At 67.3% G+C, this 14,999-nt stretch carries 13 protein-coding genes; 10 read left to right on the top strand and 3 right to left on the bottom strand.

Annotation, left to right across the window (positions count from 1 at the left end; translation table 11 throughout):
* Positions 1-821 precede the first annotated feature (821 nt).
* From HLH28_RS03050 to HLH28_RS03040, 3 genes are read left to right on the top strand one after another with little or no spacing between them, the layout of a single operon-like run.
* Entirely contained in the window at positions 822-1,949 is a 1,128-nt protein-coding gene (locus HLH28_RS03050; protein ID WP_182954322.1) for an inositol-3-phosphate synthase, read from the top strand.
* A complete protein-coding gene (locus HLH28_RS03045) occupies positions 1,949-2,665 on the top strand; it encodes a phosphocholine cytidylyltransferase family protein (protein WP_182954319.1) in 717 nt (238 codons plus the stop codon). The genes HLH28_RS03050 and HLH28_RS03045 overlap by 1 nt, the downstream gene beginning before the upstream one ends.
* A gap of 55 nt (positions 2,666-2,720) precedes the next feature.
* Entirely contained in the window at positions 2,721-3,662 is a 942-nt protein-coding gene (locus HLH28_RS03040; RefSeq protein WP_182954317.1) for a CDP-alcohol phosphatidyltransferase family protein, read from the top strand.
* Here the strand turns inward: HLH28_RS03040 and lptG are convergent.
* Positions 3,643-4,716 carry an LPS export ABC transporter permease LptG gene (gene lptG / locus HLH28_RS03035; RefSeq protein WP_182954313.1) on the bottom strand — a complete coding sequence of 358 codons (1,074 nt, stop codon included), beginning with the start codon at positions 4,714-4,716 and terminating at the stop codon, positions 3,643-3,645. The genes HLH28_RS03040 and lptG overlap by 20 nt on opposite strands.
* A gap of 10 nt (positions 4,717-4,726) precedes the next feature.
* Positions 4,727-5,866, bottom strand: coding sequence for an LptF/LptG family permease (locus tag HLH28_RS03030; protein ID WP_182954310.1), 1,140 nt, complete (start codon positions 5,864-5,866; stop codon positions 4,727-4,729).
* 284 nt (positions 5,867-6,150) lie between these two features.
* Here HLH28_RS03030 and HLH28_RS03025 point away from each other — a divergent pair, with 284 nt between their 5' ends.
* Entirely contained in the window at positions 6,151-7,164 is a 1,014-nt protein-coding gene (locus HLH28_RS03025) for a radical SAM protein (protein WP_182954308.1), read from the top strand.
* An 84-nt stretch (positions 7,165-7,248) separates the two neighbouring features.
* Here HLH28_RS03025 and HLH28_RS03020 read toward each other — a convergent pair whose 3' ends face one another.
* On the bottom strand, positions 7,249-8,547 hold the full coding sequence (locus HLH28_RS03020; RefSeq protein WP_246395627.1) for a glycosyltransferase family 4 protein: 1,299 nt from the start codon (positions 8,545-8,547) through the stop codon (positions 7,249-7,251).
* A 491-nt stretch (positions 8,548-9,038) separates the two neighbouring features.
* Between HLH28_RS03020 and HLH28_RS03015 the strand changes: the two genes are divergently transcribed.
* The 6 genes from HLH28_RS03015 to HLH28_RS02990 all read left to right on the top strand — a co-directional run bounded on the left by HLH28_RS03015 (position 9,039) and on the right by HLH28_RS02990 (position 14,997).
* The gene (locus HLH28_RS03015; protein WP_182954304.1) at positions 9,039-10,154 is read left to right on the top strand and encodes a glycerophosphodiester phosphodiesterase; all 1,116 of its coding nucleotides are present in this window, start codon (positions 9,039-9,041) and stop codon (positions 10,152-10,154) included.
* Positions 10,155-10,279: 125 nt separating this feature from the next.
* Complete coding sequence (locus HLH28_RS03010) at positions 10,280-10,558, top strand: hypothetical protein (RefSeq protein WP_182954301.1); 279 nt, start codon at positions 10,280-10,282, stop codon at positions 10,556-10,558.
* Between the two features lie 567 nt (positions 10,559-11,125).
* Positions 11,126-12,874, top strand: a complete 1,749-nt coding sequence (locus HLH28_RS03005) for a Hint domain-containing protein (protein ID WP_182954299.1) — start codon at positions 11,126-11,128, stop codon at positions 12,872-12,874.
* A gap of 69 nt (positions 12,875-12,943) precedes the next feature.
* The gene (locus HLH28_RS03000; protein ID WP_182954295.1) at positions 12,944-13,534 is read left to right on the top strand and encodes a helix-turn-helix domain-containing protein; all 591 of its coding nucleotides are present in this window, start codon (positions 12,944-12,946) and stop codon (positions 13,532-13,534) included.
* A complete protein-coding gene (locus HLH28_RS02995) occupies positions 13,506-13,829 on the top strand; it encodes a hypothetical protein (RefSeq protein WP_182954292.1) in 324 nt (107 codons plus the stop codon). Before HLH28_RS03000 ends, HLH28_RS02995 begins: the two co-directional genes overlap by 29 nt.
* 499 nt (positions 13,830-14,328) lie before the next feature.
* Positions 14,329-14,997 (top strand): glutathione S-transferase family protein, encoded by a 669-nt coding sequence (locus HLH28_RS02990; protein WP_182954288.1) that lies wholly within the window; start codon positions 14,329-14,331, stop codon positions 14,995-14,997.
* Positions 14,998-14,999 lie beyond the last annotated feature (2 nt).

The following is a 14,999-nucleotide window of genomic DNA, read 5'->3' as shown; positions in this document are numbered from 1 at the left end:
AGCCCCGATCCGGCGCCCGGACACGCAGGCCGGCCCTGCGGTTGCGGATCATGGCGGGCGGTCCTCGCGGCTTCGCAAGCGGGCCGCCCGGTCCCGCCGTCGGCGTGCCCGTCGCCGGCAACTTGTAACATAAAGACACAGAATTTTACCGTCGTCCGGTGAACCGGGACGGTCGTCTTTCCTGCCGGTTCCGGGCCGGCGGGGACGGGTGCCCCGGCCGGGTCCCGGCGGGCTCGTGCCGGCCTGTCCTGCCCTGCGTCGCGGGGCCGCGAACGGGGAGACATGCTTGTCCTGGTTGTGGATTTTGGGATCTTCCACCCCCCGGGCGGGGACCGTCGGCGGTTGGCGGACCGGTCCGCTTCATGCGGTCTGCGTGGGCCGGGAAGCATGCCGCCGGCGCGGGCCCGATCCCGCCGAGGGGGCCGCCGGGCGGCCCGTGGGGAGGGCGGACCGGCGGTGCGGGGACAGGATAGTGTTACAGATCAAGGCGTAACGCGGGACGACCCGCCGCCGGCCATGGCCGCAGGGCCGGGGAGAGGGGCCGGATCTTGATTTTACTGTGGTTTTCCATGATGGTGCCTGCCAGCGTCACGGGAGGCTTTGAGACATTGACGGCTGTTCGGACCCGGAAAGGTTGACCGGTCCGCGAAGGCCGCGCCATCGGGTTCTGCGGTACGAAACGACGGGGCACAGCAGTCACGCGCCGTGCGGGCCTCGGGATGGTCCTCTTCAGACGGACATTCTGCATATCGAAGCGTGTCGGCCAAATGAGTGGCCGGGCGCGGAGCCTTTCCTACACCGTAAGAGACACGGGATCGATTATGAAGACTAAAGGCGGCATCCGTATCGCGATCGCAGGCGTGGGCAACTGTGCCAGCGCGCTGATACAGGGCATTCATTTCTACACTCCCGAGCGTTGCCGCGAGGAGGTGGTCGGCCTGATGCACGAGGCGGTCGGCGGCTATCGTCCCTGCGACATCGCGGTCGTGGCGGCGTTCGACGTCGATGCCCGCAAGGTCGGCACGGATGTGAACCGCGCCATTTTCGCCCGTCCGAACTGCGTCACCGTCTTCCAGAAGGACATTCCCGACGCCGGCGTGACCGTGCAGATGGGTCCGGTGCTGGACGGCGTGTCCGAGCACATGGCCGCCTATGACGAGGACCGTACCTTCGTGTGCGCGGACGTGCCCGAGCTGACGAAGGCCCAGGTGGTGGACGAGCTGAAGCGCAGCGGGGCGGAGATCCTGCTGAACTACCTGCCCGTGGGGTCGGAGAAGGCCGCGCGCTTCTACGCCGAATGCGCGCTGGAGGCCGGGGTCGGCTTCATCAACAACATTCCCGTGTTCATCGCCAGCGACCCGGATTTCGCGGGGCGTTTCGCCGAGCGCAACCTGCCGATCATCGGCGACGACATCAAGTCGCAGCTGGGCGCGACCATCGTGCACCGCGTGCTGACGGACCTGTTCGCCAAGCGCGGGGTCAAGCTGCTGCGGACCTACCAGCTGAACACCGGCGGCAACACCGACTTCCTGAACATGAAGAAGCAGGAACGCCTGGCGTCCAAGAAGACCTCGAAGACCGAGGCCGTGCAGGCGGTTGCCAAGACGCGGCTGGAAAACACCACCATCCATGTCGGGCCCAGCGACTACGTGCCGTGGCAGAACGACAACAAGGTGGCGTTCATCCGCATGGAAGGCCAGCTGTACGGCGACGTGCCGATGGAAATCGAACTGCGCCTGTCGGTGCAGGATTCGCCCAATTCCGCCGGTGTCGCCATCGACATGATCCGCTGCTGCAAGCTGGCGCTGGATCACGGCGTCGGCGGCGTGCTGGCCGGCCCCAGCGCCTATTTCTGCAAGCATCCGCCGGTCCAGTACACGGATGACGAGGCCTATGAGATGGTCGAGACCTTCATCCACGGGCACACCGCGGACGCCGTCCCCGTCTGATGAAATGCCTGATCGTTGCCGCGGGGCAGGGCAGCCGCCTGCGGGACAAGGGGCCGCTGAAGCCCCTGGTCCCCATCCGGGGGCGGCCGCTGATCGCGCATGTCATCGAACGGGCGCGGCGCGGCGGGATTGACGAATTCGTCGTCGTCAACGGCTATCGCGGCGACGAACTGCAACGCGAGCTCGACATTCTGGCGGCGGCCGAGGGCGTCGGGATCACGCATGTGCGCAATCCGGCCTGGGATCGCGCCAACGGCGTGTCCGTGCTGTGCGCCAAGCCGTACCTGGACGGGCCGTTCCTGCTGACGATGTGCGACCATCTGCTGGATCCGCAGATCAATCACCTGATGGTGTCCGCGCCGCATCGGCCGGACACCGTCACGCTGGGCGTCGATTTCGATATCGACCGCATGCTCAACGATCCGGACGACGTGACGCGCGTTAAATGCACGGACGGGCGCATCGAGCGGATCGGCAAGTCGATCGAGGACTACAACGCCTTCGACACCGGCATCTTCCTGTGCACGCCGATCATGTTCGACGCACTGGAAAGCAGCCAGGCGGAAGGCGAGGACAGCATTTCCGGCGCCATGAACACGCTGGCGCGCTGGCGGCGCGCGCATGTGCTGGATATCGGCGACCGGCTGTGGATCGATGTCGACGATCCGGTCGCCTACGACAAGGCCGACCGGCTGATGGCGCAGGGGCGCCTCTGAACGCGTTCCGGGCGGTGCACAAGGCGATCCATCATGAAGCGAAGGTCCGGATATCGTGGACATTTCTGAGCCCGTCCGCCGGACGTCGGAGATCGAGGAGATCACCAATCTCCACGTCATCCATCCGATTTCAAGCTACCTGACGCCGCGTTTCGCCCGGCTGGGCATCACGCCCAATGCCGTATCGGTCAGCGGGATGGCATCGGGCCTGCTGGCCGGCCTGGCCTATCACCAGTATCGCGACCCGCGCTGCGCCGTGGCCGGGTTCGTGCTGATGATCGCCTGGCACGTGCTGGACGGCGCGGACGGGCAGCTGGCCCGCCTGACGAACAGCCAGTCCCACACCGGCAAGATCCTGGACGGGATCTGCGACTACGTCACCTTCATCGCGGTCTATACGGGTCTGGCGCTGGCGCTGGTCCGTGATCACGGGGCGTGGGTCTGGGTCGTCGTCGTCCTGGCCGGCCTGTGCCACGCGGTGCAGTCCGCGGCGTACGAGATGCAACGCCAGGAATATAATTTCTGGGGCTGGGGCCGGGGATCCTCCGCCTTTCCGAAGCTGGCGGTTTCGCGCCGCAGGGGGCCGGGGGATGTCCTGTTCGGCGTCTATGCGCGGATACAGCATCTGACGGCGGGCGGCGCGGTGGCGCTGCATCGCCGGCTGTCGGCCACCCTGGCGGCGCATCCGGACCGTGCGCCCGCCGTTCGCTTGCGCTATCGCCAGGCCTTCGCGCCGCTAGTGCGGCGTTGGTCGATCCTGTCGGCCAACTATCGCACGATCGGCATTTTCATCTGCGCTCTGGCCCGGGCGCCGCTGCTCTATTTCGGGATCGAGATCGTGGGGCTGGGCCTGGTCCTGCTGGCCCTGATGGTGCGGCAGCGCGCGTGCGACGCGGCGTTCGGCATCGAACTGGCGACCCTGGGGCAGGACCCGGCGGACCCGGACCCGGTGACGCGGGCCGAGCCCGTCCCCGCCCCTATCCCCGCGTGTGTATGAACAGGTAGGCGGCCGAGATCATCAGCAGCGCCGCCGGGGTCAGCGCCGTCAGCGCCGGGTTCAGGTCGAACAGCACGCCCAGCCTGCTGGTGATTTCCTGCCCCAGCGAGAAGACGATGGCGATCGCCACCCCGACCGCCATCCGGTAGCCGAGATTCTGCGAGCGCGGCGGCCCGAACACGAAAGGGGCGGCGCAGGCGATCAGGCCGATCATCGCGAACGGGATGCTGATCCTGGCCCAGAGTTCCTGCTCGTAGCGCGTGGCGGGCTGATGCAGCCGCTTCAGATGGCGGATATAGCGCCAGAGCGCCACCGGCGGCACGCTTTCCGGCGGCAGGGTCAGGAAATGGATCTGCTGCATGGTCAGGAACGAATGCCACGGCAGCGTGTCCAGGCGGTCGGTATGGAACAGGTCCGACGTGATGTCCTTGCGCGTCACGTCATGCAGCAGCCACGTCCCATCCGCCCCGATGTCGGCGTTGCGGGCGTGGATGGCCTGCCGCAGGCCGCCGTCCGTGCCGAAGGCGTAGATGTCGATGTCCTCGGGCGTGGTGCCGTTGCCGAAGCTGTGCACGCTCAGGAATTCCTCGTTGCCGCTGTGCGCCCAGAGCGCGTCGCCGTCCGACGCCGTTTCGACGGACGACAGGGCGGCCGTGCGCCTGGCCTGCGCCAGCTGCTGGGCCGGTGGAACCACGAATTGCCCGATCAGGAACAGCACGGCGACGATCGGCACGACCAGGCGGAGCGCGGCTCCGACGATCCTGGCCTCGGACAGGCCGATGCCCTGCAGCGCCGTCAGTTCGGAATGCTTCGCCAGCCCCCCCAGGCCCAGCAGGCAGGCCAGCAGCATCGAGATCGGCGTGACCTGCATGAACCGCGCCGGGACCAGCAGCAGCGTGTATTCGAACGCGTCGCCCACCCGGTAGTGGCCCTGGCCGACGAAGGCCATCTGGTCGACGAATTCCAGCAGGCTGAACAGCGCCACCAGGCCCGTCGCCACCAGCAGGAAGACCCGCAGGGTGACAAGCTGGATATAGCGGTCGAATCGTTTCATCGCGGGCCGATCATCGCTGTGCGCCGGTTGCCGGCGCGCGGGCGCCGAGGATGGCCCGGAGGCGCGCCGGCAGCCAGGTCCGGGGATCGGGGATGAAATCCCGCGCGACGACCAGGGTAACGACGGCCAGCATCGCCGGCGCCCACCAGATGCCGGGCACCGTCCCCACCATGCCGTGCTGCACCCAGGTCCGCGCGGAGGTGTAGAGCAGGTAGTACACGAAGAAGATCAGGATCGCGGTCCCCAGTTTGCCATGGCGGTTCTGGCGGGGCTTGCCCCGGCCCAGCGGCACCGCCAGCATGGCCAGCAGCAGGGCGGTGATCCCGGTGGACAGCCGCCACTGGATCTCGGCGACATCCGCCGGCGCGGCCGACCGGGCGATCCGCAGGGTGCCGGCGGCGACGGAACTGTACCCCAGCGGCTCGGTGTCGCGGCTGCTTGGATCCTCGGTGACCTCGCGAACGTTCAGGACCTGGTCATGGCCGCCCGGCTTGCGTGCCAGGTCGTAGACATGGGCGTTCTTCAGGCGGACATCGACGTCGTGCCGGCCCGGGCCCTCGTCCATCAGCGGATAGGCCAGCTGCGCGTGGATGATCTGGGTATAGTCGGCATGCCGGACCTGCACGAAGACATCCCGCGCCGGGCTGCCCGGTCCGCGCCGTTCGGCCAGGTAGATCACGCGCGCGCCGTGCTGGACGATATAGAACGTTCCGGCCTGCATGGCGTCGACATCCAGCGACAGCTCGGCCTCCTTGGACAGTTCGTGCAGCCGGTGATAGGCCCAGGGCCGGACGACCAGCGACAGCACGGCGACCCCCACCGCGACGCAGGCGCCCAGGGTCAGCACCGTCCGCATGATCATCGGCGGCGTCACGCGCAGCGCGTGCAGGGCGGTGAATTCGGAATTGCCGTACAGCGTGCCGAACGCCATGACGATCGACAGGTACAACGACACCGGGACCAGGACCTCCAGCCCGATCAGGACCTTCAGCGCCACCAGTTCCAGGATGGTGTTGGTCGACAGCAGGCCGTTGACCGCATCCGACAGGAAGTCGGCGGCGCTGTAGCCGGCGAACAGGGCGACGCAGATGGCCAGCATGGCGGCCATCGGCTTGCCGATCTCGCGAAACAGATAATCCCGGATAATCAAGGCGGCATACGGTCCATTCTTGGACGTGCGGTCCCATGCGCGGCATGCGGGGCGGGGCCTGGCACCCGTCCGCCCGGGCGTCGCGGACATCCCGGCATCCGCCCACTCCGGATGTGTCCGCAGTATATTCAGCCGCTCCACCAGGGTCAAACGTCCAGCCGCCGGCATGGTCGCGGCGCGGGTCCCGCCGACCGCCCGCCCGGACCTATCGCCCGGCGGCCGGGGCGGCTAGTATCGCCTTCCCTGTCCTATATTGTTTGCCCGAAGGCTTCAGCGCGGTACCCATGTCCGAGAGTTCCCTGTCCCGCCGTCTTGCCACCCTGCGCGACGGCGTGCGTTTCCTGTCGCGGGCGGTGGGGTCGCGATATACACCCCTTCTGGCGCAGGTCGTCGTGACCCGGCGCTGCAACCTGGCGTGCGGCTACTGCAACGAATATGACGATTTTTCCCCGCCGGTGCCGCTGGCGGACCTGCTGGCGCGGGTCGATCACCTGGCGGCGCTGAAGACCGCGTCGATCACCTTCACGGGGGGGGAGCCGCTGCTGCATCCGGACCTGGACAAGGTGATCCGGGCCGCGCGGAACCACGGCATGATCGTGACCATGATCACCAACGGCTTCCGCCTGTCGCGCGCCTGGATCGACCGGCTGAACGCCGCCGGCCTGCAGGGCATGCAGATCAGCATCGACAACCTGAAGCCTGACGAGATTTCGATGAAGAGCCTGTCGTCGGTGGAAAACCGGCTGGGGCTGCTGTCGAAGCATGCGCGCTTCAAGGTCAACGTGAATTCGGTGCTGGGGGTCAGCGGCGAGCGCACGCAGGACGTCATCACCGTGGCGGAAACGGCGGCCAAGTACGGCCTGCAGCATTCGGTGGGCGTGCTGCACGACCATCACGGGACGCTCAAGCCGCTCAGCCCCGCGCAGATGCAGGCGTATGAGACCGTGACGAAGATCTCGCCGTCGCTGGTGCATACGCTGAATTACCGCCTGTTCCAGAAGAACCTGATGCATGGCCGGTCCAATGACTGGAAATGCCGCGCGGGCGCGCGCTACCTCTACGTCACCGAGGACGGAAGCGTGCATTGGTGCTCGCAGCAGCGGGGCTATCCCGCCATCGCGCTGCTGGACTACACGCGCGAGGACATCAAGCGCGAATATCATACCGAGAAAGGATGCAGCCCGACCTGCACGCTGAGCTGCGTGCACCAGGTCAGCCTGTTCGATCGCTATCGCGGCCGGCAGAACATCCCCGACCCGACCACTGCCCGGCCTGCGATCGCCGTGGCGGCCGAGTAGGCGTGATTCAAGGGGCGTTGCGTTGCCCCGTGGGCCCGTCAGAGGCGGCGCCTTCGAGATCCAGTCGTCACGCGTAACGGAGGCTTACGTGCCCGACAGGTCGGGGGGCAGGACCGGCGATCCGGTGCGCGCCAGATGGTTCAGCCAGCGCCAGGACTGGCGCAGCCACGCGCGGTGCCGGCTGCGGCCCCAGACCCCGGGCGGGGCGGGGGGGGCGGCCAGACGGTCCTGGATGGCGGCGGTGATCTGGCGGACGCGCGCGTCCCAGGTCAGGCCGGCGCTTTCGGCCAGGGCCGTCGCGGACAGGCGGGCCGACAGGGCCGGGTCGGCGGTCAGGGCGGCCAGCCCGTCGATCAGCGCCCGGGGGGAATCCGGCGCGCACAGGAACGCGTTTTCGCCATGGCGCAGGACCTCGCGCACATCGGGGGTGTTGCCGGCCAGGATCGGGCGTCCCGACGCCATGTAGAAGAACAGCTTCAGCGGCAGGACCGTCGAGCCGTACCGCGCCAGCGGCTGCAGCGACGGCGGGATCAGCAGCACGTCGGCGGCGTAGACGTAACGGGTCAGTGTTTCCGGCGGCTGGAACGGCACGATCCGGACGTTGGGGACCGACCGCGCCATTTCCTCGATCGGGCCCTGGCCGTATGAGCCGACCAGCACGAACAGCAGGTCGGGCAGGGCCTTCGCGGCCTCGATCACCAGCGGCAGGCCCTTCTTGTGATTGACCCGGCCGGTATAGACCACGATCTTGCGGTCGGCGGGGAGGCCTACTTCGCGCCGGGCGTCCTGCGCCGGGATCGGGGCCTGAAGGCGGCCGGGCTCGAAGCCGTTGCGGATGCAGCGCAGCTTGTCCGCCGGGATGCCCAGGTCCAGATAGGTCCGCCGGGTATAGTCGGAATGGCAGATGTTCAGCAGGAAGCGCGGATTGCACATCAGGCGATGCAGCCAGCGCCGCAGGGGCGGGATCTGTTCGGCCCACGGGCGGTAATGGTCGAATACCACCCGCTGGCGGAACAGGATCGCCATCCATGCGATCCACAGGTTGCGGGTGTAGATGAAATCGGCCTGGCGGAAGGCCCGGCGCCAGACCAGGGTCAGGCCGCAGAACAGGTGCCGCGCCGGCGCGGGCCGGACCGGCGCCCAGGCGCGCAGCAGCGACAGGCCGGTCGTCCGGGCCACCGCCTGGCATCCGGCCGCGTCGCGCATCGGGACATGCAGCCACGCGCGCGACGCCTGCCGCGCCAGGTAGCGCGCGGTGGTCACGAAGACTTCGGCATCGGCCTCGGTGCTGGGCAGCGGGTTTTCGAAGGCGAACAGGATCTTCATCGGGGCGTCCGCGCGGGCGCGGCGGGGGCCGGCCGGTCGCCGGTGCGGATCCCGCATGTCGTCATCATCGTCGAAATCCGCCTTCCGTCCCGGGTGGGCCCATTCTCTTGGCGGCATATGACCGGGAACGTCCCGCCCTGTCCAGAACGGCGCCGCATCGTCCGGCGCGGGGGACGCCGCCCGCAGGTGCAGAACGGCATCGATCCACGGTGCCGGCGCCCTGTCGGTGGCGGGGTGGACAGGGCGTTGTGGAACATCATGCCGCAGGAATGACGATTTGCGAACATCGTGGAAAACACGTGCTCGTTCCAAAGAGGGTGGCGGGTTCCCGGGGGCGTCCCCGGCCGGAAGGCGTTCGAGGAGTTCAAGCAGCCGCGTTTTTCGACCGCCTGCTGGCGATTGCGATCGTCGGCAGCGCCACCAGCCTGGTCAATGATCGCCGGGGGGTGCCTTGAACATCGGCCGGGCTTCGGGACAGTATGCCGCCTTTCCGATCGCGCGGCGCATGGTCATCCACACGCCTGGCGCGACGTTCCAAGGGCGGATCGATGCTGACACGCAGGCATATTCTAGGGGCCATCGGCGCGGCGGGCGCCGCCGGGACGGCAATGCGGGCGACCCGGGCGTGGGCCGCCGCGTCGCTGGCGCCGCGGCCGCTGGTCTTCGGTCATCGCGGCGCGTCGGCGCTGCGGCCGGAACATACCCTGGCGTCCTATGCCAAGGCGATCGCCGACGGCGCCGACTATGTCGAGCCCGACCTGGTGCCGACCCGCGACGGGGTGCTGGTCGCGCGTCATGAAAGCAACATCGCCGGCACCACCGACGTCGCGGACCGTCCCGAATTCGCCGCGCGCCGCCGCACGCTGGTCATCGACGGCACGCGCGAGACCGGGTGGTTCACCACCGATTTCACGCTGGCGGAGCTCAAGACCCTGCGGGCGCGCGAACGCCTGCCGGATGTCCGGCCGCAGAACACGCGCTATGACGGGCATTTCGATATCCCGACGTTCGAGGAAATCATCGATTTCGTCGCGGCCGAATCCGCGGCGCGCGGCCGGGTGGTCGGCCTGATTCCGGAAATCAAGAATTCGACCCATTTCCACGCGCTGGGCCATACGCCCGAGGAAACATTCCTGCGCGTGATCGCCGCCCATGACTACACGCGCTTCGCGCCGCTGGAGGTCCAGTCGTTCGAGACCACGAATTTGCGCACGCTGCGCGGGCGGGTCCAGGCGGTCAATCCGCAGGCGCGGCTGATGCTGCTGATGGGCGAACGGCAGGAGGTTCCGCCCGACCTTGCGGCGCAGGGCAGCCGGACGCGTTTCGGCGACCTGATGACGCCCGCCGGGCTGCGCGAGGTCAGGACCTATGCCGATGTCATCGGGCCGTCCAATACCGACCTGATCCCGCGCGACGACACCGGCGCGTGGCAGGCGCCCTCGACACTGGTCGCGGACGCGCATCGGGCGGGCCTGCTGGTCCATTCCTATACCTGCCGGCCGGAAAATCGTTTCCTGCCCCGGCAATTGCGCAACGACGCCGGAGAGAACGCCCGCAACCCGGCCGGCGCGATCGCCGAGATCAGGCGGTATCTGGACCTGGGACTGGACGGGTTCTTCACCGACGACCCCGCGATCGGGCGGCTGGCGCTCGACGGGCCATAGACCGCATCCCGGTCCGGGTGGGGGCAGGGGCTGCCGGCCGGCTGGTGGAACCATTCGCATCGCAGGGCGATAGGGGCTGAAGAGCGGATTGTCCGCGATGCCCTGCGGTTCCGGAGAATATGGCCATGCCTGATCTGACCTCCATCGAGATCCTGTCGCACCTGACCGCGCTGCGTGCGCAGGTTTCGGGCCTGCATTCGGCCCTGACCGCCCGCCCCGACCACGCCCCCGCCGAGACCGAGACAGCCAGCTTCAGCCTGGGGGAACCCGTCCTGGAACTGGTCGATTCCTGGCGGACCCGGCAGCCGGACGTGCCGACCCGCGCCGTGGCGGTGGAGCGCATGGTCGAGGCGTTCCTGGATCTGGATGCCTGGGTCCGCGACCGGGACGAAGACCTGCCCTGAGCCGCATGGGGCGGCCCCGGACCCCACGGGGCCGTTCCCTCAATCGAGGATTGCCCCGGCATCGCGGGCATCCGGATGAGGCCCGGTGAGGGCGCCTGTCCGCCCATCTGACCGCCATGCTGCGGCCTTCCTCGGCGTCTTCGCCGCAGCAAAAGGGGAGGCGTGCGGCGGGGGATCGAAACGGCGCATGGCTGCTTGCGCCCCCCGGCGCTCGCCTTCATTGCCTTTCGTGGAGTGCGATGCCGTCCTGGCGGAGCGGCGACGCAGGGCGACGGCTGCCCCCAGGCGGCAATCCGGCGCTGGTGTCGCCGGCCGATCCGCGCCCGTCGCCCTCTCCATAAGATCTGATCTCTGATAAAGGGCACCGGCCCCACGAGGGGTTTTGCCACCGCGATCGGTCGATGATGTCCCGATCATGGAAAGGTAAATATATGATTAAGTATTTCGTCATGTAATTAAATTTTGTCAGTTAAATACTTGGAACATTCGGCTTTAATTATTTGACTCAGATTGTTGTTTGTATTTTTCTGTCATTGCAGAGATCCCCAGAATCCGAGGAGGAAGTCCATGACGGCTTTGGTCTCCATTAACGCCGGCACGGCGACCGTATACAGCTCCGGCGACCTGTCGGGCGTGGTCGGGCTGAACGCGATCAGTGCCATCCTCGTCACGAAAAATTCTGAAACGCCCGCGGGGGATCCTGTCGTCGTCAATCTGACGAACCTGACCGGCATCAATGCGCTGTCGTCGGTTACCGTCGAAAACGGCGCCACGGCGCAGGTCGGTGGCGGCCTGATCGGGGTCGGGGCCGCGACCAGCCTGACCGTCGATGGCGGTATCCTGGAGCTCGAAGGCAATGTGATCGGGGTGGGGGCGCTGAGCACCGTGACCGTCGGGCCTGCCGGCGGCGAGATCAAGGTCGATCCGACCGGGCTTTCGCTGGGGGTCCTGAATGTGCCGGTGGATTTCGTGGATGCGAATGGAAACCCGACCACCACGATTCCCGCCAATTTCGTGATGGATTTCCCACCCACCGTCAATGTGCTCGGTCAGGTCGTTCCCCTGACGAGTATTTCCGCGTCCTATGATGTCGCGACCAACACGACCACGATCGGCGATGGTGTCAGCCTGCTCGGCCTTCTGGGTGCGGGACGGACCATTACGCTGCAGGGAGATCCGTTCAACCTGAAGGGAACAGGAACGGCCCATAAAGGATTGTTCGGGAACATCACGAGCTATTCGAAGAGTTTCACCCAGTCCGATGGTGCCAACGGCATCATTACCTGCTTCCTGCCGGGCACGCTGATCGCCACGCCGGACGGGACATGCGCCGTCGAGGACATGCGGATCGGCGATGCGGTTCTGGCCCATGTCGAGGGGCGCGACGTCGTGCGCACCATCATCTGGGTCGGCATGCAGCGTGTGACGGCCGCCGGCCGGGACGAATATCCGGTGCGGATCCGCAAGGATGCCTTCGCCGAGGGCATGCCGGTCAAGGATCTGCTGGTGACACCGGAACATTGCCTGTATGTCGATGGCCGGATGATCCCGGCCCGCATGCTGGTGAACGGGCGGTCGATCATTGTCGAGACATCCCTGAGCAGTTTCGATGTCTACCATATCGAGACGGAGGAGCATTCGGTCGTCACGGCCGATGGCCTGCTAACCGAAAGCTACCTCGCGACTGGAAACCGCCAGTCCTTTCGCCCGGTCCAGGAGGGGAGCGTGGTTGTCGGCCCGTTCGGCCCGCGCAAGACCTGGGCGGATGACGCGGCAGCGCCGCTCTGCGTGGCGCGGGAGGTGGTGGAGCCCCTGTTCCGCCGGATCGAGGACCGTGCCGTATCCCTGGGCCTGCCCCGCGTGACGGCCGCGCCGGAGACGACGCAGGATGCCGGGTTGCATCTGGTGACGGAAACCGGCCGGATTATCCGCCAGGCGCGCGAGGCCAATGGCCATGCCGTGTTCATGATCCCGTCCGAAATCGCGCAGGTCCGCATCGTCTCGCGGGCCGGCAGGCCGTCGGACGTCGTGGGACCGTTCCTCGACGATCGGCGAGAACTCGGGGTGCTGGTGGGGGAGGTCACCCTGTTCGACGCCGATGTCACCCGTCGGATCGATGATCACCTGACGGCCGGGGACTTTGCCGGATGGCACGTGCCGGACAGTGCGTCCTGCCGCTGGACGGACGGCAATGCGCTTCTGCCGCTGGGCGCGCGCCGGCCCAGCACGATCGGGCTGCTGGCGGTGAAGATCCTTGCGGCGGGTCCGTATGTGGTGCGCGACGACGAGGGCCTGGCCAGCGCCCGGCACGGCTGAGCCGCGGGCTGACAGGCGTTCGGGGGGCGGCCCGCCGGCCAGGGCCGGTTTCCGGACGTCGCCCTGGCCATGCAGTACGCCGTCGTCCTCCAGCCCGGCCAGATCTGGACACCCACCGGTCGTGGCAGCCCGTCGCGCGTCGTCGTCGACGTGCTGCGCGACGGCGTGCTGTATCGGGACCCGGGCGAAGGGCCGGGATCACCGCCGTCGCGGGTCAGCCAGGGCGGTTTCCGGCAATGGGTCCGGCAGGCGAAGGCCCGGTTGCAGGGTATCGATCCGGAGGCCGGCCGGAAGGCTTCCCCCAGCGCCGAACTGGGCAAGCGGATCCGGATCCTTCGGAAAATCGCGGGGCTCAGCCAGCAGCAACTGGCCGACGGGCTGGGCCTGTCGCGCTCGGCCATCGCATTCTGGGAAACCGGGCGCGAGGGGGGTGCCCAGAAACATCTTGCCGAATTGGCGCGGATCCTTGGCGTGGACGCCGAGGCGCTGCTGACGGGCATGGCCGACGAGAAGATCGAGGCCGTCCTGTCGCCGGACGAGCATGACCTTGTGATGCTCTATCGCAGGCTCGATCCGGTGCGAAAGATCAACGCGCAGAAATGGATCGAACGCCAGACCAGGATCGCGGCCGGTGCCGGGCGGCCCGGCGGTGCGGGGTAAGGACGCCGGACTGGCCGGTCACGATCCGGCGTCGTTCGGGGGCATGGTGGACTTGGAAAACAGCATGATCGCCGACCTGGAAAGACGCCTTGCCGCCGTCGAGCGGACGCTGGACGAGATCGTGACCTCCCTCGAAAAATACAGCCCGCAGGATGCGGAGCGGCGGGTCAGGCTGCTGGCGACCATTGTCGGCAGCATGGCCGCAGCCCTTCGGACGCTGGCGTCGAGGATCGATGGAGTGCGGACACGGCGGAGACATGTCGAGCGGAAAGGACGCGGCAGCGGGAAGCCCTGAATGCGTGAAGGAGTGCAGGGAAGCGCGTACCCCTGTGGAACAAGGGCACGCGATGCATTCCATTCCATCTGATCGCGTGCTCATGGACGGCCGGGGACGTGCGGTTCTTCGGACCGTTCGCCGTCAACAGGACCGGCATGGTTCCTGCAGGCACCGGTCATCGGATCCCTGCTCGACCAGGCGGAGAAGGTCGGGCGGGACGGGTTCGTGGGCGACCGCGTCGAACAGGACGTGGAGTTCTCGCCGCAGCCAGAGGTCGAATGGCACATCGTCATCGTGCGTGTGCCGATGATGTGTGATCTGCATAATATCTACCGGTCAATCAGGTCTGGTGGGTTGACGATACGATCTGAACGGGTTTCACCCGCGCAAGTTGACGACCGGCGCGCACAAGGTTCTGTTACGCCGCTCCGGACCGGCCGCGCGGTGCGGCAACCCGGATGCGCGGTCCCCGTTATGCCGATGCCGGCGCCGGGTCTTGAGGCAGGAGGATCGATCGATGATCATCGTGCATCACCTGAATAATTCCCGTTCGCAGCGTGTGCTCTGGCTGCTGGAGGAGTTGGGTCTGCCCTACGACATCCGGTTCTACCAGCGCGATCCGAAGACGATGCAGGCGCCGCAGGCGCTGCGTGCGATCCATCCGCTGGGCAAGTCGCCGGTCGTGGTCGACGGCAACACGGTCATCGCGGAATCTGGTGCCATTATCACGTATATTATCGAAACATACGGGAAGGGACGGTTGATCCCGCCGGCCGGCACGGCGGATCGGCTGCGTTATACCTACTGGCTGCATTATGCCGAAGGGTCGGCCATGCCCCTGCTGCTGATGAAGGGGGTTTTCGACATGCTGCCGAGCCAGGCGCCGTTTTTTCTGCGGCCGGTCGTCAGGATCATCGCAGGGGCCGTGCAGGCGCGCTTTCTGGGGCCGCAGCTCCGGCTTCATATGGAGTATTGGACCCGCGAACTGTCGACACGGGCCTGGTTTGCCGGCGACGCCTTCACCGCCGCGGACATCCAGATGAGCTTTCCGGTGGAAACCGCGGCCGTCCGGGCCGGAACAGGCGACGCCGGTCCTGTCCTTCCTGCCTTCCTGGAGCGCATCCACGCCCGCCCGGCCTATCGGCGGGCGGTGGAGCGGGGCGGAGCCTACGCCTATGCGGCGTGACC

Source organism: Gluconacetobacter tumulisoli, from assembly GCF_014174155.1.
Lineage (GTDB): Bacteria > Pseudomonadota > Alphaproteobacteria > Acetobacterales > Acetobacteraceae > Gluconacetobacter > Gluconacetobacter tumulisoli.
The sequence above is the reverse complement of the archived record's forward strand: the minus strand, read 5'-3'. Positions and strand labels throughout refer to the sequence as shown.